The organism is Rhizobium sp. NPDC092011 (assembly GCF_044756305.1).
In the GTDB taxonomy this organism is placed as follows: domain Bacteria; phylum Pseudomonadota; class Alphaproteobacteria; order Rhizobiales; family Rhizobiaceae; genus Rhizobium.
Map to the genome: position 1 here is coordinate 512,485 of NZ_JBIVSO010000004.1, position 21,274 is coordinate 533,758.

A 21,274-nucleotide genomic window follows, 5' to 3' on the forward strand; every position below is an offset into this window, starting at 1 on the left:
GATGAGCAAGCCGCAAGCGCCCGTAAGAGCCGAAGACCTGCCCTATCGCCCCTGCGTCGGCATCATGATCCTGAACCGGGACGGCCTGGTCTGGGCCGGCAGGCGCATCCCGGACGGCAACTCGGAGTATGATGGTTCGCCGCAGCTCTGGCAGATGCCGCAAGGCGGCATAGACGACGGCGAAGACCCGCTGAAGGCCGCCTATCGCGAGCTCTACGAAGAAACCGGCATGAAGACGGTGACGCTGCTGGCGGAAGCGAAGAACTGGATCAATTACGATCTGCCGCCGCAGCTGATCGGCATCGGCCTCAGAGGGAAATATCGCGGCCAGACCCAACGCTGGTTCGCCTTCCGTTTCGACGGAGATGAAGGTGAGATCGCCATCAACCCGCCGCCCGGCGGCCATGAGCCCGAATTCGACGCCTGGGGATGGAAGCCGATGACGGAGCTTCCCGGGCTGATCGTGGCCTTCAAGCGATCAGTCTACGAACAGGTCGTTGCCGAGTTCCAGCATCTCGCCGGCCTCAAGGCTGAGGACTGAATAGAGCATTTCCAGGAAAAGTGCGCAGCGGTTTTCCGGCCGGAATGCGTCAGAAATGCTCTACGAGGAAACCGGCCGCTGGAAGGGCGGCCGGATCCATATATTGTTATTCGGCGGAATCCGCAGAGTCGGCATTGAGCTGGCCATACTTGGCTTCGCCGATCTTTCCGAGCAGCTCGAGCTGGGTTTCCAGAAAGTCGATGTGACCTTCTTCGTCCGCCAGCAGTTCTTCGAACAGCTTCATCGAGACATAGTCGCCTGCGTCGTGACAGATATCGCGGGATTTCTTGTAGGCCGTGCGGGCGTCGTACTCGCCGGCGAGATCGGCTTCCAGCACTTCCTTGACATTCTGGCCGATGCGAAGTGGCGCCAGCGTCTGCAGGTTCGGGTGGCCTTCGAGAAAGATGATGCGTGCAACGAGGCGATCGGCATGCTGCATCTCTTCGATGGATTCCGCACGCTCCTTCTTGGCGAGCTTGGTGTAACCCCAATCCTCGAGGAGCCGGTAATGAACCCAATACTGATTGACTGCGCCAAGCTCGAGGAACAGCGCCTCGTTAAGCCGCTCGATGACTTTTTTGTCGCCTTTCAATGTCCGCTCTCCTGTTTTCTTCGTGGAATTTCTTCAGGCGGGACATGAAATCAAAAATTTCGGCTTCCGTCGAGTGGCGACGGGCATGATACTCTTCGGTTGTCTGTATAATGATATCAACGACATTCGGGAAACAGCCGCAGCAACGGCCGCGCTTTTCCATGGCGTGATAGACCTTGGCGGGAACGATGAGCTGCCAACAGTCCTGATCCAGGAACTCGTTGATGACGTCCCGGATTTCCTTGTCGGTGATATAATTACAGCTACAAACCAGCATTCTTCGCTCAGCCCGTCAAACATGACATCCGCTGTCTTGTTATCTGCTAAAGAAGACGGACTTTGTCAAGAAAGAAACGATTCATTTTGATCGGCAGGCAAAACCGGGGGCATGTTGCCCCAACGATGCGAGGCTCTGCATCTCAATGAAAATTGCGGCCCCGCGGCATGACTTTCACCGTTTCGGTCGTATCGCTGCGTCCTTCGGTCGCTGGTCCGGTATTGCGCGTCAATAGGTCCGGCGAGGCGCGTTTCTTCTTCTGTCTGTGATCCATGGTCGGCCGCAGCGCCTCGTCCGCCCGGTCGCTGACGCCGAAACGCCGTGCCTCACGTTGCAGGATACCCAGCGCCGAGGTGATATCCTCGATATAGTCGGCCACCACATGGATGACGCCGCTTTCACTCTGCAGACGGCCGCGGATCTTCACCAACCGCGCCCCTATGACGATGGCGCGATATTTATTGAATATTTTTGGCCAGACGATCGCATTGGCAACGCCATTCTCGTCTTCCAGCGTCATAAAGATCACCCCATTCGCCGAGCCCGGCCGCTGGCGCACCAGCACCAGTCCGGCAACCGTCACCATCCGGCCACTGGCGATATTGGACAGATCCCGGCTTTGCACGATGCCCTGCCGCGCGAAATCGCCGCGCAGGAAAGAAACCGGATGCGCCTTCAGCGACAGCGACAGATAGCGATAATCCTCGATGACCTGCTCGCCAGGCAGCATTTCAGGCAGCGTAACCGCCGGCTCGACCTGCAGTTCCGTATGATCGGCGCCGAAATCGAAAAGCGGAAGCTTTTCGGCAGCGCTGCCGGCATCGAGCGCCCGAACTGCCCAGAGCGCATCCCGCCGGCTGAGACCGATGGAGCCGAATGCATCCGCATCCGCCAGACGCTCGATCTGCGCCTTGGCAAGCCCGGAGCGTAGCCAGAGATCACGCACGGACCGATAGCCATCGCCACGACGCGTGACAAGCAACTCTATCTCCTTATCCGACAGGCCTTTAACCTGCCGGAAGCCGAGACGGACGGCACATTGCGTCTTGATATCGTCGCGCATCGACGCATGGCGCTGCTCGATCGCGCCAGGATCGAAATGCGCCTTCTCCAACAGGCAATCCCAATGCGACCGATTGACATCGACAGGCCGAACCTCGACGCCATGCTCGCGGGCATCGCGCACCAGCTGCGCCGGCGCATAAAAACCCATCGGCTGGGCATTGAGGATCGCCGCACAAAAGACATCGGGATAATAGGTCTTCAGCCAGGAAGAGGCGTAGACGAGTAGAGCGAAGGAAGCCGCATGGCTCTCGGGAAAGCCATATTCGCCGAAGCCCTTGATCTGCTCGAAACAATTCTTGGCGAACTCGCGATCATAGTTGCGAGCAACCATGCCTTCGACCATCTTCTCCTCGAAAGTGTGAATGGTCCCGGTCCGCTTGAAGGTCGCCATCGACCTGCGCAATTTGTCAGCCTCCGCAGGCTTAAACCCCGCTGCCGTAATGGCGATTTGCATGGCCTGCTCCTGAAACAAGGGCACACCCAACGTTCGCTTCAGCACCACCTCCAGCTCGTCGCTCGGATAATCAAGCACCTTTCCGGCTCGCTTGGCCTCCCGCCGCTTGAGGTAGGGGTGCACCATATTGCCTTGGATCGGCCCGGGCCGGACGATCGCCACCTCGATAACCAGATCGTAGAATTCACGGGGCCGCAGACGCGGCAACATGCTCATCTGCGCCCGGCTTTCGATCTGGAAAACGCCGATCGTGTCGGCGCGGCAGATCATGTCATAGACCGGTCCACCATCGGGATAATTAGCGTAACCGAGATCGGCGAGTTCCTTCTTCACGTTGTAATGCAACAGCAGCAGATCGAAAGCCTTGGCGAGACAGGTCAGCATGCCGAGCGCCAGAACATCGATCTTCAAGATGTTGAGATTGTCGAGATCGTCCTTGTTCCACTCGATCATGTAGCGATCGTCCATCGCCGTATGCATGATCGGTACGACTTCATCGAGCCGATCCCGGGTGATGACGAAGCCGCCGACATGCTGCGTCAGATGCCGAGGAAATCCCATCAGCGTCGTGGCATAGGAAAGGACATTCCGCGTCGTCTTGTCGGTGAGATCGAGGCCGGCAACCTTCGCTTCGCGCTCGGACAATTCCTCCGTCGACCAGCCCCAGACACCGCTTGCAAGGGCAGACTGCACATCCTCCGACAGGCCGAAGGCCTTGGCCACCTCGCGGCCGGCCGAGCGGGCACGGTAGCTGGTGACGGCCGCCGTCAGTCCAGCATGCTCCTTCTTGTAATGCCTATAGATGAACTGGATAACCTCTTCACGCTTCTCATGCTCGAAATCGACATCGATGTCAGGCGGCTCCTCGCGTTCCGTCGAGATGAAGCGCTCGAACAGGAGCATCGTGATCTCCGGATTGACCTCGGTAATCCGGAGGCAATAACAGACCGTTGAATTCGCGGCCGATCCACGCCCCTGGCAGAGGATATTTTCGCTGCGGGCAAACTCCATGATCCGATGCACCGTCAGGAAATAGGGCTCATATTGCCGTTCCCGAATAAGAACGAGCTCATGATCGATCTGTTTAGCGACCTTTTCGGGGATTCCATTGGGATAGCGCCATTTCGCACCCTCCCGCGTCAACCGCTCCAGCGTTTCCGAAACGGTTTCTCCCGCAGTGCTTTCATCAGGATAATTATGCTTCAGCTCGTCTAGCGAAAAAGACAGCCGACTAAAGAATTTCTGCGTATTGGCAAGGGCTTTCGGATAATCCCTGAGAAGACGGCCCATCTCGGCAGCATCCTTCAGATAGCGTTCGGCGTTGGCCGCCAGCTCGAAACCGGCCTCGGCGATCGGCACATGCTCGCGGATCGAAACGACGATATCGGCAAGCGGCTTGCGTTCGGTTGCATGATAGAGCGGCTGGTTGCTGGCAATCAGCCGCACGCCGTTTCGGAGCGCGATGATGGAGAGCGTGGCGAAGACCAGCCGGTCCCGCCCGTCATAGGCCGGCGACAAGACCATATGAAATTTCCTGCCGAAGCGCATCCATAGCCGCACCAGGCATTGTTCCAGCTTTGCCTGCCCTTCCGTCGTCTCCACGCTCGCAGCATCCGGAACGAGCGCCAGCATCATCTCGTCGCCCCATTCCATCAGGTCGCTTTCGTTGAGGATGCAGGTGCCTTTTTCACCACGCAGGTTGCCTGCGCTCAACAGCCGGCAAAGATGCGCCCAGCCTTTGCGGTTCTGCGGATAGGCAAGAATGTCGGGGGTGTCGTCCGAAAAGACCAAGCGAGCGCCAGGCTGGAAAGCGACCGGCTTCAGGAGCGGCTTTTCCGGTTTCCCTTTGGCTCGAAGTTCAATGTTTTCCTCAATGGTCCTCTTGTATTCCGCCCAAAGAAGCTTGGTATGCGCATGCGCCTTGACCACGCCGGCAACGGAATTGCGGTCTGCAATCCCAAATCCGGAAAGTTTCAGGAGAGCGGCTTGCGCCACCATCTCTTCCGGATGCGAGGCCCCTTCAAGAAAGGAGAAATTCGTTCTCACCCCGATCTCGCAGAAAGGCACGGGTGCGTGAAAGCTCGGGCGCGCGTTCATGCGAAGACCCCATGCATATACCAATCCGGCGCCGTTCCGCCTCGGCCGTAGAGACCCTTGCGGAACAGCCAGAAGCGATGGCCCTCTTCATCCTCGATCTGGAAATAATCGCGGGCAGGCTCTTCCTTTTCCTCAAGCCACCATTCCGCCGAAAGCCGTTCCGGCCCTTCGGCCCGGCTGACCCGGTGCATGATCCGCCGCCAGCGGAATTGCCGGGGAGGGCCATCGGGCACCTCGGCGGCAACGGTTTCGACCAGCTCTGGCGTGCGGAACAGCCGTAGCGGTCGCTCGCCGCGGAAAAAGCCGTGGCCGGCATGGTCGCTGCCCGTCCGTCTATGAGCGGCGAGCACATGCATGGCCGGCACCGGCCGGGAGGCCCGCTCGGGAATATGGCTCTGCCGCAGTTCGAACCCCTGGATGCAATCCGGCCCCAGCCGGGCAGCCACCCGGTCGACAAAGGCGGCAAGCGAGCTGTCCTGCCGGCCCTCCCCGACGAAATCGCCCTGCGTTGCATCGAAGGCCGCATGCTGCAGCACGTTGAGGCGGACGATCTCAAAACCATAGCCGACATCGAGATCATCATGAATGGCGGTAAAGCGCTCGGTGAACAGGCCTGCGATCCGCTTTGGCTCCCGCAGCGGCTGCGAAGCGCCGGCGGCTATGCGGAAGACCGCGCCATCCACCCGGAAGAGCAGAAGCTCAAAGGAACGGCCGCCGATGCCGCGCGCCTCAAGCCCCGGCTTCAGCGTGTCGGCAAGCTGCCGGGCAAGTTCCAGAAGATCCGCCTCCGCCTGCACCGGCTCGGCCAGCCGGCGCTCGGCCGACAATTGCGCGACCGGCCGGCGCGGCGAGATCGGTTCTTCGACAAGGCCGACGGCCTGATCGAGCCGCAACAGCAGCTGCGCGCCGAAACGGCGGGCAAGCGGCGCACGCGGCGCGGCCAAAAGATCGCCCGTCTGTTTCAGACCCATCTTCTGCAACGCGGCAATAGTTTCCTCTCCGAGCCTTAAGGAGGCCACCGGCAGCGGCGCCAGAGCCTCCTCCATGGCTTCGGGAGCAACGACACGGCTGTCGTCGAAGCGAGCTACCGCCCAGGATAAGCCGGGCGCGGAGGAAATCGCGCCGCGCACATCGAGCCCCAACCGGGAAATCCGGATCAGCACGTCTTCGAGCAGAGCCTCTTCTCCGCCGAAGAGATGAGCGCAGCCGGTAATGTCAAGAAACAGGCCATCCTTGCCATCGATCGCCACCAGCGGCGTATAGCGATCGCACCAGTCGGCGATCGCTTCCAGAAGCTTGCGATCCGCCATCGGATCCTCCTCGACGACATCGAGGGTAGGGCAGATTGCTCTCGCTTCGGCCACGCCCTGGCCCGGCTTCAGGCCGATCATCTCCGCCCGCTCGTTGAGCGCGGTTAGCCGCACGGCATTGTTGAGCTTGCCGGCACAGACCAGCGGCGGCGTTTCAAGCCTGCCTGTCGAACGCCACGACAGCCCCCAGCGCTTGCGCGCGATGCGGTCGGTCGGCAGATGCGGAAAGGTCAGCGCCAGAATACGCTGCGTGTTCGCCGGGAAAGGCAGGGTGCTGAACGTCGGAGACAGGGGCAAAGCGGCGGTCATGGGCATTCCACTCCAGGGTTATGGAAAGAGGCGCCGGGTTGCGGCTCTTTTCCAAGGTCAGACGAAAAGCCGGATGACCGATGCTGCCGCCAAGCACCGATCCGTCCGGCAGTGGCCGCGCCTGCGCCGGCGCGGGTTCGACGGAGAAGCGGAAGAGGGCGCTGCTCGCCTCCTCCTCGCCTCCCTGTCGCAACAGAAACAAGGGCCGTCCCGCCGCCTTGGCCCTCAACGCCAGCCGCCGGCTCTCGGTCAGGCCGAAACGCGAGGGATTGCCGCGCACTTCCAGAATGACGACGGCAAAGGCCGCACTGCCAAGGGCCGCCTCCGCCAGCCAGAGCGCCTCCTCCAGCTTGCGCGGCGAAGCCTGCAGGAAGGTCGTCGGCTCCAGCCCGAAATCTCTGAGACCGATGGCATAGGGCAGGCCCGCTTCCATCGTGGCGACCGTGTCGCCGATCCACAGGATCGGAGAGATAGCCGCTGCGTCCGCACCGGCAGCTTGCGCTCCAACCTGCGCGGCGAGCGCAAGGGTGAAGCCGCTGGCCGCCCCGGCATCGCGCAGCCCGAGCGAGCGGATTTCCGTCAACGCATCGAGCGGCAGGCCGCCCTGCATCGCGACATCGAGATCCTCGACCCCGGTTGCAAGAACCGGTAGCTCGGACAGGGAGGTCGCAAGACCTGCCCCCCGCGTGGCCGGCGTGGCCGCCAGCTTTTCATGCGCCGCTGCAGCCAGTGCCGGGATCGGCCTGCCTTCCAGTCTGGCAATGGTTTCACGCAGGGCAAAAAGCGTTTCCCGCGCCACGGCAGCCTCGGCCATGACGGTCACTCCATATCAGTAATGTTCCTGTTATGTTCTTATGGATTCCAGAGCTTGATAAAAGAGTCAACACCATTTCATGAGAAAATATTCCTTTGCTTAGAGCCGGATGATTTTAGGTCTATTCGACCTAAAATCTGAATCCGCTCTAAAATCAAAGAAGTAAGGCATGATGTCGTCCGAAAACCGCTCAAACACTTTTCGGCATCATGCCGTAATCCGCTCTCGTAAAAGCTGCGCAAAGTCTCTATATGACCAGCCAAGGAAGGAAGCATTCATGGCTCGCATTGACCAGAGCGAGGATTGGCGGGACCGCCACGCGCCCTCAATCAGCACATTCGAATCTCTGGCTATGGAGGCTTACAGCCACCTGCCGGACGAATTTCGCTCGCTCACAGGTAACCTCATCATCCTCATCGAGGATTTTCCCGATGACGAAGTCTTCGAGGATATGGCGCTGGAAACCCCCTTCGACCTGCTCGGCCTCTTCGAAGGTCGCGGGATTTCGGAGCGCTTTACCGCCCAGACCGGCGACATGCCGAACAAGATCCGCCTCTACCGGCGGCCGATCATCGATTACTGGGCTGAAAACGAGGAAACTCTCGGCGATATCATCACCCACGTCCTGATCCACGAGATCGGCCACCATTTCGGCCTGAGTGACGAGGACATGGAGCGCATCGAGGCAAGCGCCGAGGAAGCGACGGATCGGTGATATCGGCCCTGACCGCAAGACGGTCAGGGAAGGGCATCAAACCTTCGATAAGGCAACCACTTCCGGGTCATTGCTCGGAAAGCTTCATCTCCGGCTCGTAATCCTGACCGGCAACTTCCTTGACGACAGCCTGGCCGCACTGCATCTGGCCCGACGCGGCATTGAAGGCATAGGTCGGCGAGCCCGACAGCTCCCAGCCCTTGTTCAGCGCTGCAGTCACCTTGTGGCAGAAGGAAGCGTCGTCGGGACCGGTGAGGAAGCGGTAGAGTTTCATCAGAACATCTTTCTTGTTTTTCAGTCACACGCCGGTGCAAGCGCTGCGGCCGCGCCGGAACGCTGCTCGATCAGGCGAGCTTTATGGACGAGTCTCTCCGCCTGGACAAGGTGCAGCCGCTCCACCATCCGCCCGCCAAGATTCACGACGTTGAGAGTGGCGGCATCCGGTTCGGCAAAGGCTGATATGATGGCTCTCGCCTCGGCAATGGCAGCCTCGTCGAGGCCGAAGTGCCGGTTGGCGGCTTCGATCTGGTTCGGATGGATCAGCATCTTGCCGGAAAAACCCATGAGGCGACCCTGGCCACATTCGGCGTCGAATGCCTCGGCATCCTTGAAATCGTTGAAGACGCTGTCGATAGCCTCGAGCCCATAGGCGCTGACCGCCAGCACCACCTGCATCAGCCAGGGCACAAGATAGCTGCGCCCCGGTTGCGGTGGCACTCCCGTTTCCTTCCTGAGATCGTTGAGACCAACGACGAAACAATCAAGCCGGCTGCCGGCCGTGCGCCCTGCCTCGGCGATCGCGGCCGCATTCAGGATGCCGCGCGGCGTCTCGATCATCGCCCAGATGCGCAGGCTCTCCGGCGCATCGGCTTCCGCAAGCCGATCGCTGACGCCGGTCACGTCCTGCGGCTCATCCACCTTCGGCAGCAATACCGCATCCGGCTCCAGCTCCACGACCAGCGCCAGGTCGTCAGCGCCGAAATTGGAGGAAAGCGCATTGATGCGGATGATCCGCTCTTTACCGGGAAGCGGTGTCTCAGCGAAAAAGGCCCGCAAATTCTCGCGCGCCTCCGCCTTCTTCTCCGGAGAAACGGAATCCTCCAGATCGAAGATGACGGCATCGCAATCCAGACTCGAAAGCTTATCCAGTGCGCGGCGGTTGATAGCGGGAACGCTCAAGACCGAACGGCGCAGGCGGGCGGGGCGGGAAGGGGAAAATTCGCTCATAGCGCCGTTTTGCCGCGCTTTTAATCGGCAGGCAAGTCAACAAAAAGCCACGCTCCTCTTGCAGATGACAGGGATGAGGACCACATTGCTGTGAGTAGAGAGGTCTCGACCATGCAAAATATCCGTTCCGTGTTCATTGCGCTTGCCGGTATCACCGTCTTTGCCGCCATGGCGCTGTTCACCGTGTCACTCACGCTTGCTGTCGGCGGTATTCTGACCGTGCTCATGGCCGCCCGCGCGATTTCACTGCGCATGAAGCCGGCACCGGTGCGTGCCAAGGCGAAGACGAACAGCCAGCGCGAAATGCGCATCTGGAACGACGGTCGCGGCACGATCATCGACCTATAAGGTCGAACAAAGGGCAGGGCAGCCTGTTGCCGTACGCTTTCGCCTCGGTCCGAACTTGTGACCGAGGAACAGACTGCGACCAAAGCGCTGCGCTTTAGAGCACTTCCAAGATTCTCCTTCATTTCGGGCCGGATTTGTTCTATTGGCAAGATAATTCGTGCTTAGACGAGAATGAAGGCAGGACCCCATGGACAAGTTCGTGAAGTTGACCGGCGTCGCAGCGCCGCTCCCGGTCGTCAATGTCGATACCGACATGATCATCCCGAAGGATTATCTGAAGACCATCAAGCGCACCGGCCTCGGCAAGGGCCTCTTCGCTGAAGCCCGCTACAACGAAGACGGTTCGCCGAACGAAGACTTCGTGCTGAACAAGCCGGCCTATCAGAACGCCAAGATCCTCGTCGCCGGCGACAATTTCGGCTGCGGCTCTTCGCGCGAGCATGCACCCTGGGCGCTTCTCGACTTCGGCATCCGCTGCGTCATATCCACAAGCTTCGCCGACATCTTTTACAACAACTGCTTCAAGAACGGCATTCTGCCGATCAAGGTAAGCCAGGAAGATCTCGACAAGCTGATGGACGACGCCTCGCGCGGCTCCAACGCCATCCTGACCATCGATCTGGAAAACCTCGAGATCACCGGCCCGGACGGCGGCTCGCTGAAGTTCGAACTCGACGAATTCAAGCGCCATTGCCTGCTGAACGGCCTCGACGATATTGGCCTGACGCTGGAAAAGTCCTCCGCGATCAACGATTTCGAGAAGACGAACGCCGCATCGCGCCCCTGGGCCGCCTGATCGGCTTATCACCATCTCTCACATTTCAAAGCCGGGCCTTATAGCCCGGCTTTTTTCATGCCGAAAAGGACACCCTCTCCCCGTCAAAACGGAAAGAGGGAACTATGTGCGCTTGCCTCCCTCTATAACCGGGAGCCACAAATCTCGGAAACGGGCCGAACATCTCTTTTCACCCGCTGTAATATGTTCGACAAGAAGCAGGTCCATATAGGCCTGCCGAGACCCTTCGGGCCTCTCTCCCACCCTATTCCCCTCTCCACACAATGGAGCCTCTCCATGACCTCCCTTCCTATTGTCGGCGCCGCCATGACGCTTGACGACGTCGAAACTCATCGCAACTGGCTGCTCGAAAAGCCGCGCGATCTGGAGCTGCAGAGTTTTGTAGAAGCCAACGTCCTGAACGGCGACTGGCAGCCGCTGGCCGAACGCGCCCGCAAGCTGCTCGACGGCCATCAGGGCCGCCTCGGCATCCATGGCCCGTTCTGGGGCTTCATCATCGCCTCGCAGGATCCGGATATCCGCGCCGTCGTTTCCAAGCGCCTGCTGCAGGCACTCGACGTCTGCGCCAATATCGGCGCCACGCAGATGGTCATCCATAGCCCCTATACGTCTTGGTCCTACAACAACCTCGACAACAACAAGGGCGAGCGCGAAAAGATCATCGAATATACGCATCAGACGCTGAAGGAAGCCGTCAAGCGTGCCGAAGACATCGGCCTGACCATGGTCATCGAGAATATCGAAGACAAGGATCCTCATATCCGCGTCGGCCTCGCCGACAGCTTCAATTCACCTGCCGTCGCAGTTTCGATCGATACCGGCCATGCTCATTATGCCCATGGCTACACCGGCGCCCCGCCTGTCGACTACTACGTCCACGCGGCCGGCAACCGCCTGCAGCATATTCACCTGCAGGATGCAGACGGCTATGCCGACCGTCACTGGAGCCTCGGCGAAGGCAACATCCACTGGCGCGCCGTCTTTGCCGCCCTTGCCAAGCTCGACAGCAATCCGCGTCTGATCATCGAGATCAAGGATAAGTCGAAGATCCCGGCCTCGGCTGCCTACCTCGCTTCGCTCGGACTGGCCGAGTAAAGCACAAGGTAAAACAAGCCACCCGCCCTCGTGGTTCGAGACGGCTCTCTGAGCCTCCTCACCATGAGGGCTAATCTCCTCATCAGCCTTTCGGCTCATTTCCCCCCTCGCCAAAGGATAAGCGCGTCGAAGGATGAATTTACCGGGTTATCGGGATATGCCGTGTTATGGCGCGGTACTCTCTCCGCCCTCATGGTGAGGTGCGAAGCCCGAAGGGCGTAGCCTCGAACCACGAGGGTCGGCCTGCTAAATCTCTGTCATTTTCGCACAGCCCCCCGCCGAGACAATGCCGGCAGTGCTTCATAGTCCAGTGCAATCAGCGCCTCTTTCTTCCGGCGTGACCAGCCCTTGATTTGCCGTTCACGCGCGATCGCATCAATGATGCGATCATAGACCTCATGGAACACCAACTCGACTGGTCGCCGCGTGGTCGTATAGCCATCATAAATGCCAGCATTATGTTCCCACACTCGGGCTTCGATCTCTTGCTTGGTGAGACCTGTGTAATAGGAACCGTCGCTGCAACGTAGAATATAGACAGTGACTTCCATGATGGGCTTTCGGTTTAAGATCGCCCGATTTCTACCATCGGATGTATAAGGCGATCAATTCCTTTCCCTTACCCGCCCTCGTGGTCGAAACGGCCTGCGCACCGCGAGGGCCCGTCCTCTCGTCACGTCGATAACTCACCCCATCCTCATTCGAAACTCATAGGAGGATCGTTGCTGTTACGACCGAGCAAGAAAAGTAGCCCTCACCCTGAGAAGGCCTATAAGGCCGTCTCGAAGGATGAGAGCGGCCAACAGCCTTCAAAAGCCCGAAAACCGTACCGTTTCGGCCCCTTCCTCGCTTGAAAAGCCGCATTGGCGGGTCTAAAAACCCCCCAACTTTTCTCTCGCGGAGGCTTTCCCATGACAGTGCGCAATCTTTTCCTTCTGCCGGGCGACGGCATCGGCCCCGAGGCCATGGGCGAAGTCCGCAAGATCATCGCCTATATGAACGAGGCGAAGGACACCGGCTTCGTTACGGACGAAGGCCTTGTCGGCGGTTGCGCCTATGATGCGCATGGCGCGGCGATCTCCGACGCCGACATGGAAAAGGCAATGGCCGCTGACGCCGTGCTCTTCGGCGCCGTCGGCGGTCCGAAGTGGGATGCGGTTCCTTATGAAGTGCGCCCGGAAGCCGGCCTGCTGCGCCTGCGCAAGGATCTCAAGCTGTTCGCCAACCTGCGTCCGGCCATCTGCTACCCGGCACTGGCATCCGCTTCTTCGCTGAAGCCGGAACTGGTCGACGGCCTCGACATCCTCATCATCCGCGAACTCACCGGCGGCGTCTATTTCGGCGAGCCGAAGGAAATCATCGATCTCGGCAACGGCCAGAAGCGCGGCATAGACACCCAGGTCTACGACACCTACGAAATCGAGCGTATCGCCGGCGTCGCCTTCGAACTGGCGCGCACCCGCAACAATCGCGTCTGCTCGATGGAAAAGCGCAACGTCATGAAATCAGGCGTGCTCTGGAACCAGGTCGTCACCGCGACGCATAAGGAAAAATATGCCGACGTGCAGCTTGAGCACATGCTCGCCGACGCCGGCGGCATGCAGCTCGTACGCCAGCCGAAGCAGTTCGACGTCATCGTGACGGACAACTTGTTCGGCGACATGCTGTCCGACGTCGCCGCCATGCTCACCGGCTCGCTCGGCATGCTGCCGTCCGCCTCGCTCGGCGCACCCAATGCCAAGACTGGCAAGCGCAAGGCGCTCTATGAGCCCGTGCATGGCTCGGCGCCTGACATCGCCGGCAAGGGCATCGCCAACCCGATCGCCATGATCGCCTCCTTCGCCATGTGCCTGCGCTACTCCTTCGGCATGATTTCCGAAGCCGATGCGCTGGAAAAGGCGATCGCCAACGTTCTCGACAGCGGCATCCGTACGGGCGACATCATGTCGGCCGGTAGCCGCCAGGTCGGCACCGCTGAAATGGGCGACGCCATCCTCGCCGAATTCAAGGCTCTCTCGGCATAAATCGTCTGCTATATTTCACGTGAAACACGAAGCCCCGTTCTTCATCCGAAGAGCGGGGCTTTTTGCTGCGGTGGCCCAGGCCAGAGCACCGCGTATCATATGTGGTGCCATAGGGCGCCGCAGCGCTTTAAATTTGCTGCATAATTCCATTTCGGGCAAAGGCCTGGAAATCCTCTATCCCCTTGTTTTCATGCAATTCCTGTCTCTGCGCCACAATTCTTTAGAAGAATTGTAACAAGTCGCTGTTAAGTGTCATCCCTGATTGGACATAAAATCAGGCGGTGAGTATGCAGGGGATCTTGGCATCTCTCGATCGGCGTTGGCGGCGAAGCGATGCGGCGCTTGCACCATGCCATTGGAAGACCTGCCTGTTTCTGACAGCCAATATCGTGCTGCTCTCTGCGCTCCTGTTCGACTGGCCGGTGGGCGCCGCCCTGGGGAGCCTCTCACCCGCTATTCGCTTTTTCGGTGGGCTGCTGACCAATTTCGGCGATTCCGGCTGGATCATCATCGTTAGCGCCTTCCTGTTTTTCGAAGGTTGGGCTGCCAGTCGGTTACTGCGCGCGCCGCGCTGTCGCTGTCAGGCGCAACGCATCTGCCAGATCGGCGGCTACCTGCTGACGACCATCGTTCTCTCGGGCCTTCTCGCCAATATGCTGAAGCGCGCCATCGGCCGCGCCCGACCGACGCATTTCGCCGATTGGGGACCTTTCGGCTTCTCGCCCTTCAATGGCCGCGCCAGCTTCGAGAGCTTCCCGTCTGGTCATGCCACGACCATCGGCGCCCTGTTCGTGGCGCTTGCCTTCCTCTTCCCGCGCTATCGCTACATCTTCGCCGCCTGTGCCCTGTGGCTGGCAATCACCCGCGTCATGGTCGGTGCGCATTATCCGAGCGACGTCATGGCCGGCCTTGCGCTCGGCGGGTGGTTTTCCTTCATGACGGCCATCGTCTATTCCCGTTATGGCATTCTCTTCCGCATCAACGCCGCTGGCTTGCCGACCCCGAGATGGCCGCTGCTGAAACGCGGAAAATTCCCCGGCCTACGCCTGCCAAGCCGCCTGAGACCCCTCAGCCAAATCACGGAATGACGCCACGCGCCCACCGGCAAGGGAACTCGCTTGGTCTACCAAGTCGCAACCTTGCTGCGCCATTCCATCGCAAAGGTTGCCAAGGTCATCACCCGTTCATATATCTGACGAGGTGTCGACCGCCAGAAATGGTCAACCCGATTTCGTTTTCAGTCTGATGAACCCATGGATATCGGCCCTATACATTTGAGCGAAAGGCAGCTGGGATTGATTTCCCGAGCGCTTGCCGAGCCGCGCCGCGTGCAGATGCTGAAGGAGATCGGCAGCCGCACCCAGCCCACGCCCTGCAGCCTTCTGAACGAGTGTCACACCGTCAGCGCCGCAACCATGTCGCACCACATCAAGGAACTCGAAAACGCAGGACTCATCGAGATCCAGCGCGAAGGCAAGTTCGCAAGCCTCGTCCTGCGCCGCGATACGCTGAACGCCTACATGGCCGAACTCTCCAAGATCTGACGCTTTCGTTCGCTCGATCGGCATTTTTTATCCCCGCCCTTGTATCAATTAGATGATTATCTAAATATCAAAGTGACGATGCCGAATAGTTTTCGGGTCGCATACGTCAAACGATTAGATAATTATAAAACTATCGAACAATTTCCGAAGGAAAATGACATGAGCAAATTGGCAGGCAAGGTCGCGATCGTAACCGGAGCATCCAAGGGCATCGGCGCCGGAATCGCCAAGGCGATGGCTGAAGCGGGCGCATCCGTGGTCGTCAACTATGCGTCGAGCCGCGAAGGCGCCGACAAGGTTGTGGCTGACATCGCGGCCAAGGGCGGCAAGGCGCTCGCCGTCCACGGCGATGTTTCCAAATCCGAAGACGTCAAACGCCTCTTTGCGGAAACGAAACAGGCCTTCGGCGCCGTCGACATCCTCGTCAACAATGCCGGCGTCTATCAATTCGCGCCGATCGAGGAATTCACCGAGGAGGAATTCCACCGTGAATTCAATATCAATGTGCTCGGCACGCTGCTGACCACACAGGAAGCGGTGAAGCATTTCGGTCCGCAAGGCGGCAATATCATCAACATCGGCTCGAATGCGGTCAGCATGAACCTGCCGACTGCATCGGTTTACACCGCAACCAAGGCCGCCGTGAGTTCGATCACCCAGGTTCTTGCCAAGGAACTGGGTTCGAGGAACATCCGGGTCAACAATCTGGCGCCAGGCGGCGTCGAGACGGAAGGCGTCGTCGCCGCCGGCTTTCTCGGCAGCGACTTCGAAAAGCATCTCGTCTCGCAGACGCCTCTTGGCCGCCTCGGCCAGCCGACCGACATCGCTCCGATCGCCGTCTTCCTCGCTTCATCAGAGTCCGCCTGGCTGACCGGTGAAACCATCTATGCCGGCGGCGGCTTGAAGTAATCGCGCATTCGCGATGCCGTCTTCAGAAAAGAGAACCATCGGCCGGGCGCAGCGCAACCGCGCACCCGGCCGATGGCTTAGCAAGCGATTGCCAAACCATTCGATTTTCCTATCTAGTATGGGTGTTCGGGTTTTCCGCCTAGCATCGTAGCCGACCATGCAGCAAAGCGATGTGTCGGCGCAATTTTTCAAAACAGATCCCTGTCTTCAATCCGATCCAACGCAGCAGCGAATATCATCGAACTCCCTTGGAACATTTCCAGGAAAAATGCGCAGCGACTTCAGCCCGAAATACCCGGAGAAACAAGAAGATAGCGCATTCTAACGTCTCGACGAAAAGCGGAAACGCCCTGAGATCCGCCGCAACCGCTGCCGTGAACAACAAACGGAGGACGTGTGTATGAATACCGCCAATACCAAGTCGAAATTGGGCACCCACACCAATCTCAGCGAGGACGCGACCCGCGATATTTCGGCAGCGCTCAGTGCCTTGCTGGCCGATGTCTTTGCCCTCTATCTGAAGACCAAGAATTTTCATTGGCACATGAGCGGTCCGCATTTCCGCGACTATCACCTGCTCCTCGACGAGCACGGCGACCAGATCTTCGCGATGACTGACCCCATGGCCGAGCGCGCCCGCAAGATCGGCGGAACGACCCTGCGATCGATCGGCCAGATCGCCAAGCTCCAGCGCATTCCGGACAATGACGCGGAATATGTCGATCCGCAGGACATGCTGGCCGAACTTGCGGACGACAATCTCAAGCTCTCGGCGGAAATGCGCGCCGTCCACGACGTCTGCGATGAATATGGCGATGTCGCCACCGCCAGCCTGCTTGAAAACTGGCTGGACGAAACGGAACGCCGCACCTGGTTCCTGTTCGAGACCACGCGCAAGTCCAACCGCTGACATCAGAAAGCCTCCGTCTTCGAACACGATATGTTGAAGGCGGCACGCAGCGCCCTCGATTTCCTCGCTCGCGCCACGGCAACGGCGAGGAAATCCTTGACTCCTGTGGAAAACATCTTAGAACCGGCGACGGAAAAGGAAGACTTCCATGCTTCGCTTCGAACAGATCGACAGCTTCAGTCACCTGGCTGGTTATGCCGGGCGGGATGTCTATTTTCCGGTTTCTTCCAAAACCATGGCCAAAACGACGACGAAAACCGTCTGACGTCTCTGGCCTGCCGCTCTCTCCCCGGCTCGGCTGGGGACAGGAACCGGTCGTCACGGCCACGGTTCCCCCCTTCGCCCAAGAGGAGAGAAGAGAAAGAGAGCTTGAGAAATGGGTTTCAAAGTTGCAGTAGCGGGCGCGACCGGGAATGTCGGCCGTGAAATGCTCAACATCCTGTCCGAACGCGGCTTTCCGGCCGATGAAGTCGTAGCGCTCGCATCCGCACGCTCGCAGGGAACTGAAGTTTCCTTCGGTGACCGGACGCTGAAGGTTGCCAACCTCGAGAATTACGATTTCTCCAGCACCGACATCTGCCTGATGTCTGCCGGCGGCGAAGTCTCGAAGAAGTTCTCGCCGAAGATCGGCGCCCAGGGCTGCGTCGTCATCGACAACTCCTCCGCCTGGCGCTACGACGCCGACGTGCCGCTGATCGTGCCGGAAGTGAACCCGGATGCCATCACGCAGTTCACCAAGCGCAACATCATCGCCAACCCGAATTGCTCGACCGCGCAGCTCGTCGTCGCGCTGAAGCCGCTGCATGATTTCGCCAAGATCAAGCGCGTCGTCGTCTCGACCTACCAGTCGGTCTCCGGCGCCGGCAAGGACGGCATGGACGAACTGTTCAATCAGACCCGCGCCGTCTTCGTCGCCGATCCGATCGAAAATAAGAAGTTCACCAAGCGCATCGCCTTCAACGTCATCCCGCACATCGATAGCTTCATGGAAGACGGCTACACCAAGGAAGAGTGGAAGGTGCTGGCCGAAACCAAGAAGATGCTCGACCCGAAGATCAAGGTCACCTGCACGGCCGTGCGCGTGCCTGTCTTCATCGGCCACTCCGAATCGGTGAACATCGAGTTCGAAAACGAGATTACCGCCGATCAGGCCCGCGATATCCTGCGCGAAGCACCGGGCTGCCTCGTCATCGACAAGCATGAAAACGGCGGCTACATCACGCCTTACGAATCCGCCGGCGAGGACGCGACCTATATTTCGCGTATCCGTGAAGATGCGACCGTCGAAAACGGCCTCAACATGTGGGTCGTCTCCGACAACCTGCGCAAGGGCGCCGCTCTCAATGCCATCCAGATCGCCGAACTGCTCGTCAACCGTGGCCTGATCAAGCCACGCAAGCAGGCTGCATAAGCATTTCTAAACCAATTTACGGTTTATAAACCTTGTCTAGCTAAGCATGACTATATGGAAGCCTCGCCATTTCGGACCGAAAGGCGGGGCTTTTTTGCAAATACATTTGGCGGTTGTTTCACGTGAAGCAAAAATATTGATCGCTAAAATGTGATAATGACAGGACGGTCGGATACTGGCATGGTCCAGCGATGACTAGAGCATTTCCAGTCGAAGCGGGACCGTTTCGGCGTCGGGCAATGCGGCAAGACTAAAGAGATAGAGCATGAGCCTGAAGATTGGCGGGTTTGTGCGCCTTCCAAAACAGTTACCGCGTTTCGCATCGCGGTAAGAATTCGGGGACATTGAATGCGCATCACAAAGTCTGGAATGGCAGCTCTCGTCGCGGGCGGGCTGCTGCTCGCCATGCCGATTACGGCAAACGCTGCATCCTGCGGCAACACATCTGCCGGTTTCGAGAATTGGGTGCAGGAATTCAAGCGCGAAGCGCAAGGACAGGGCGTCAGCCCCTCCGTCCTCGACAAGGCTTTCGCCAACGTTCATTACAACCAGCCCACCATCCGCGCCGACCGCGGCCAGAAGAGCTTCAAGCTTTCCTTCGAGGAATTCATGAAGAAGCGTGGCGGCCAGACGATCATCAATCGCGGCAAGAGCATGAAGCAGGCCAATGCCGCGCTATTTGCCAAGATCGAGAAGCGCTTCGGCGTCCCTGCCGGCCCGATCATCGCGATCTGGGGCATGGAAACCGGCTTCGGTAGCTATATGGGCGACCAGCATACGCTTTCTGCGGTCTCCACCCTTGCTTATGACTGCCGCCGTTCCGCATTCTTTACCGAACAGCTCTATGCCGCCCTGAAGCTCGTCGGCGAAGGCTATCTCAGCCCCGCGGCACGCGGCGCTGCTCACGGCGAAATCGGCCAGACGCAGTTCATGCCCAAGAACGTCGTTCTCTACGGCATCGATGAAGATGGAAACGGCAGGGTCGATCTTGTGGGATCGCGCGCCGATGCGCTTGCCTCGACGGCCAACTTCCTGCGCGGCCATGGCTGGCAGCCCGGCGCCGGCTATCAGCCCGGAGAGCCTAATTTCTCCGCCATCGCCGGCTGGAACGACGCCAAGGTCTATCAGCAGGCAATCGCTTACATCGGCCAGCAGATCGACGGCCGATAATCCGGTTATCGGATATAAAAAAGGCGCTGCAACCAAACGGTTCGCAGCGCCTTTTTGTTTCAGCCGTTGCAGATTACGAAATATCCGGACGCTTGAAATCCCGGGTCTGAGGATCCATCACCCACAATTCGCCGGTCGAAATGTCAAACCATGCGCCATGAAGATTGAGCTTGCCCTCTTCCTCGCGCGCCTTGATCTCCGGAAAGCTGCGCAGGTTATCGAGCGAATTGCGGATCGAAATGCGCTCCAGCGCCGTCTGACGCTCGGTCTGGGTCATGATGTCGTTGCTCTGGATCTGTTCGGCCGCCGGCTTCAGCAGGGCCATCCACCGGCCGATGAAATCGCCCGGCGACAACGGCTCGGCATTGGGATCTAGCGCGGCGCGGATGCCACCGCAGCGGCCGTGGCCCATCACGACGATATCGGACACCTTGAGCGACAGGACGGCAAATTCGAGCGCCGACGAAGTCGCGTGGAAATTACCGTCCGGTTCATAAGGCGGCACCATATTGGCGACGTTGCGGATAACGAAAAGTTCTCCCGGGCCGGCGTCGAAGATGGTCTCCGGGGCCGCGCGGGAGTCACAACAGGCAATCACAAGTGTCGACGGGTTCTGGCCGAGCTCCGCCAGAGTGCGATAACGTTCGCGCTCATCGACGTAACGCCCGCTCATGAAGTTGCGATAACCGTTCAGAAGGGTGTCGGGAAAGCTTTGCATGATATTGAATTACAGCGCACCGGGATCGATGGCAACTGTTGCGCTGCAAAAACCGTTAACTGTTGCGTAACACTATTTTTTCCGCCGTTGCGCCGGATGCACGAGATGACGCAGCTGCACCATCGCCATCGGTGTCGAGAGGCTCGCTGAATCGACGGCGAGCGTCAACTCGTTGCTGCCGCGTTTGACGGCGCGTGCCAGCACTTCGTAGACACTTGCGGTCGTCAATTGCAGGGCCCGTTCTTCATCCAAGCCGGACAGGATGCGCGACAGGAACAAGGCACAGAGCAGATCGCCGAGCCCATTCGGCGCACCTTCTATGCTGCGGTGCTCGGCAAGCAACGCGTTCCGGCCGCTGAGATAGAGATTGCCGATACCACCCGCCATCATCGGCACCGCCGATGTCACCAGCATGCGTGAAGGCCCGAGCGCGAGCGCCGCCTCCATGATGGCGTTGTTGTCCTCAAGCGGCGCGCCGGCGAGCCAGGCAAGCTCGTAGCGGTTCGGTGTCGCGAGAGACGCAAGCGGGATCAGGTGATCGCGGATTGCTTCCGCAGTCGCCGTCGGCACGTAGAGGCCGCCGGCATCACCGATCACGGGATCGCAGGCATAGAGAAGATCCGGATTCTTTTCGCGCAACGCCGTCACCAGCCTGGCGACGGAAAGCGCTTGTGCAGCATTGCCGAAATATCCCGACAGAACCGCCTTTACCTCGGACAGCCAGGGCGCGGCGATCAGATCGTCGATTGCATGGTCGAAATCCGCCTCGTTGAAGGTCAAACGCGTCGAGCGGCCGTGGCCTGGATGCCATGGCAGGACGATGGTCGGCAGCGCCCAGACGGGGTGGCCGAGCGTTTCCAACGCAAACACCGCCGCCCGATTGCCGACGGAACCACGCACGACATGACTGGAGATGACGATAACGGCGCCGGCCGAGACTTGCGACAT

22 protein-coding genes are annotated in these 21,274 nt (G+C 59.4%); 12 read left to right on the forward strand and 10 right to left on the reverse strand.

Going from position 1 to position 21,274, the window contains the following annotated elements; translation table 11 throughout:
- Position 1 precedes the first annotated feature (1 nt).
- Positions 2-541, forward strand: coding sequence for an RNA pyrophosphohydrolase (locus ACIQJ2_RS20700; RefSeq protein WP_199149551.1), 540 nt, complete (start codon positions 2-4; stop codon positions 539-541).
- A 106-nt stretch (positions 542-647) separates the two neighbouring features.
- Here ACIQJ2_RS20700 and bfr read toward each other — a convergent pair whose 3' ends face one another.
- From bfr to ACIQJ2_RS20725, 5 genes are all read right to left on the reverse strand, one after another.
- Complete coding sequence (gene bfr, locus ACIQJ2_RS20705) at positions 648-1,133, reverse strand: bacterioferritin (protein WP_069611399.1); 486 nt, start codon at positions 1,131-1,133, stop codon at positions 648-650.
- Positions 1,099-1,410, reverse strand: coding sequence for a (2Fe-2S)-binding protein (locus tag ACIQJ2_RS20710; protein WP_199095147.1), 312 nt, complete (start codon positions 1,408-1,410; stop codon positions 1,099-1,101). The genes bfr and ACIQJ2_RS20710 overlap by 35 nt, the downstream gene beginning before the upstream one ends.
- Before the next feature lie 142 nt (positions 1,411-1,552).
- Positions 1,553-5,026, reverse strand: a complete 3,474-nt coding sequence (locus tag ACIQJ2_RS20715; RefSeq protein ID WP_400671106.1) for an error-prone DNA polymerase — start codon at positions 5,024-5,026, stop codon at positions 1,553-1,555.
- The gene (locus ACIQJ2_RS20720; protein WP_400671275.1) at positions 5,023-6,450 is read right to left on the reverse strand and encodes a Y-family DNA polymerase; all 1,428 of its coding nucleotides are present in this window, start codon (positions 6,448-6,450) and stop codon (positions 5,023-5,025) included. The genes ACIQJ2_RS20715 and ACIQJ2_RS20720 overlap by 4 nt, the downstream gene beginning before the upstream one ends.
- A 40-nt stretch (positions 6,451-6,490) precedes the next feature.
- Complete coding sequence (locus tag ACIQJ2_RS20725) at positions 6,491-7,459, reverse strand: ImuA family protein (protein ID WP_400671109.1); 969 nt, start codon at positions 7,457-7,459, stop codon at positions 6,491-6,493.
- Between the two features lie 277 nt (positions 7,460-7,736).
- Here ACIQJ2_RS20725 and ACIQJ2_RS20730 point away from each other — a divergent pair, with 277 nt between their 5' ends.
- A complete protein-coding gene (locus ACIQJ2_RS20730) occupies positions 7,737-8,174 on the forward strand; it encodes a metallopeptidase family protein (protein WP_199149548.1) in 438 nt (145 codons plus the stop codon).
- 67 nt (positions 8,175-8,241) lie between these two features.
- Here the strand turns inward: ACIQJ2_RS20730 and ACIQJ2_RS20735 are convergent, their stop codons facing one another.
- Together ACIQJ2_RS20735 and ACIQJ2_RS20740 are read right to left on the reverse strand one after the other, a co-directional pair.
- The gene (locus tag ACIQJ2_RS20735; protein ID WP_400671113.1) at positions 8,242-8,448 is read right to left on the reverse strand and encodes a DUF1737 domain-containing protein; all 207 of its coding nucleotides are present in this window, start codon (positions 8,446-8,448) and stop codon (positions 8,242-8,244) included.
- A 20-nt stretch (positions 8,449-8,468) separates the two neighbouring features.
- Entirely contained in the window at positions 8,469-9,401 is a 933-nt protein-coding gene (locus ACIQJ2_RS20740; protein WP_400671116.1) for an HpcH/HpaI aldolase/citrate lyase family protein, read from the reverse strand.
- 111 nt (positions 9,402-9,512) lie between these two features.
- On the opposite strand from ACIQJ2_RS20740, the gene ACIQJ2_RS20745 reads away from it, so the two are divergent.
- From ACIQJ2_RS20745 to ACIQJ2_RS20755, 3 genes are all read left to right on the forward strand, one after another.
- Positions 9,513-9,749, forward strand: a complete 237-nt coding sequence (locus ACIQJ2_RS20745) for a hypothetical protein (RefSeq protein WP_199096262.1) — start codon at positions 9,513-9,515, stop codon at positions 9,747-9,749.
- Between the two features lie 187 nt (positions 9,750-9,936).
- Complete coding sequence (gene leuD, locus ACIQJ2_RS20750; protein WP_400671119.1) at positions 9,937-10,545, forward strand: 3-isopropylmalate dehydratase small subunit; 609 nt, start codon at positions 9,937-9,939, stop codon at positions 10,543-10,545.
- Between the two features lie 276 nt (positions 10,546-10,821).
- Positions 10,822-11,640, forward strand: coding sequence for a sugar phosphate isomerase/epimerase family protein (locus tag ACIQJ2_RS20755; RefSeq protein WP_199149544.1), 819 nt, complete (start codon positions 10,822-10,824; stop codon positions 11,638-11,640).
- A gap of 257 nt (positions 11,641-11,897) precedes the next feature.
- Here ACIQJ2_RS20755 and ACIQJ2_RS20760 read toward each other — a convergent pair whose 3' ends face one another.
- Positions 11,898-12,191: a GIY-YIG nuclease family protein gene (locus ACIQJ2_RS20760; RefSeq protein ID WP_199149543.1), complete on the reverse strand. Its 294-nt coding sequence runs from the start codon at positions 12,189-12,191 to the stop codon at positions 11,898-11,900.
- Positions 12,192-12,551: 360 nt separating this feature from the next.
- Between ACIQJ2_RS20760 and leuB the strand changes: the two genes are divergently transcribed.
- The 7 genes from leuB (at position 12,552) to ACIQJ2_RS20795 (ending at position 19,608) form a co-directional block, all read left to right on the forward strand.
- Positions 12,552-13,664 (forward strand): 3-isopropylmalate dehydrogenase, encoded by a 1,113-nt coding sequence (gene leuB / locus ACIQJ2_RS20765; RefSeq protein ID WP_199149542.1) that lies wholly within the window; start codon positions 12,552-12,554, stop codon positions 13,662-13,664.
- 287 nt (positions 13,665-13,951) lie between these two features.
- Positions 13,952-14,752 carry a lipid A 1-phosphatase LpxE gene (gene lpxE, locus ACIQJ2_RS20770; protein ID WP_400671123.1) on the forward strand — a complete coding sequence of 267 codons (801 nt, stop codon included), beginning with the start codon at positions 13,952-13,954 and terminating at the stop codon, positions 14,750-14,752.
- Positions 14,753-14,917: 165 nt separating this feature from the next.
- Positions 14,918-15,208, forward strand: a complete 291-nt coding sequence (locus ACIQJ2_RS20775; protein WP_400671126.1) for an ArsR/SmtB family transcription factor — start codon at positions 14,918-14,920, stop codon at positions 15,206-15,208.
- Between the two features lie 159 nt (positions 15,209-15,367).
- Positions 15,368-16,117, forward strand: a complete 750-nt coding sequence (locus ACIQJ2_RS20780; RefSeq protein ID WP_199150537.1) for a glucose 1-dehydrogenase — start codon at positions 15,368-15,370, stop codon at positions 16,115-16,117.
- Positions 16,118-16,517: 400 nt separating this feature from the next.
- Entirely contained in the window at positions 16,518-17,027 is a 510-nt protein-coding gene (locus tag ACIQJ2_RS20785; protein WP_199150536.1) for a DNA starvation/stationary phase protection protein, read from the forward strand.
- A gap of 376 nt (positions 17,028-17,403) precedes the next feature.
- Entirely contained in the window at positions 17,404-18,438 is a 1,035-nt protein-coding gene (locus tag ACIQJ2_RS20790) for an aspartate-semialdehyde dehydrogenase (protein WP_199097163.1), read from the forward strand.
- Positions 18,439-18,786: 348 nt separating this feature from the next.
- On the forward strand, positions 18,787-19,608 hold the full coding sequence (locus ACIQJ2_RS20795) for a lytic murein transglycosylase (protein WP_199150535.1): 822 nt from the start codon (positions 18,787-18,789) through the stop codon (positions 19,606-19,608).
- A 73-nt stretch (positions 19,609-19,681) separates the two neighbouring features.
- Here the strand turns inward: ACIQJ2_RS20795 and ACIQJ2_RS20800 are convergent, their stop codons facing one another.
- Together ACIQJ2_RS20800 and pdxY are read right to left on the reverse strand one after the other, a co-directional pair.
- Positions 19,682-20,326, reverse strand: a complete 645-nt coding sequence (locus ACIQJ2_RS20800) for a carbonic anhydrase (protein WP_199150534.1) — start codon at positions 20,324-20,326, stop codon at positions 19,682-19,684.
- 72 nt (positions 20,327-20,398) lie between these two features.
- Positions 20,399-21,274, reverse strand: coding sequence for a pyridoxal kinase PdxY (gene pdxY, locus ACIQJ2_RS20805; protein ID WP_400671131.1), 876 nt, complete (start codon positions 21,272-21,274; stop codon positions 20,399-20,401).